General features: G+C 61.0%; 1 pseudogene. It reads right to left on the reverse strand.

The window, feature by feature from the left end:
- Window positions 1–59 precede the first annotated feature (59 nt).
- Window positions 60–323 (reverse strand): annotated as a pseudogene (locus HMPREF2554_RS11680) (type II/IV secretion system protein); the annotation flags it as partial.

Here is a 323-nt window from a genome sequence, read left to right on the forward strand (position 1 = left end):
TTTACGCGCCTTTCTCTGAGACGAACCGGCGGCGCGCGTCTTATGATGCATCATCAGGCTCATAGTTCCTCTCCTCCCTGGCTGCTACGGTCGGTTTGTTCCCCTGGTACAGCTGCATAGGACGCGACAGAATCGGTGCGAACCCCCGGGTCGTATCCATAGGTACATGCGGTCGGTGTAGTCTGCGTTTCGGGGGTTGCGCCGCGGTGTTCGTGTGCGGGATGCGCGGTTGCCGAGCGTGCATGGGCAGCGTATGTATCCGGTGAGGCAGCGTCCGTGGGAGAGCTCGGCGGTAAGTTTTCCCCGTTACCCTCAGGTAGGGT

The sequence above is a fragment of the Rothia sp. HMSC071F11 genome (genome assembly GCF_001809115.1).
GTDB lineage: Bacteria > Actinomycetota > Actinomycetes > Actinomycetales > Micrococcaceae > Rothia > Rothia dentocariosa.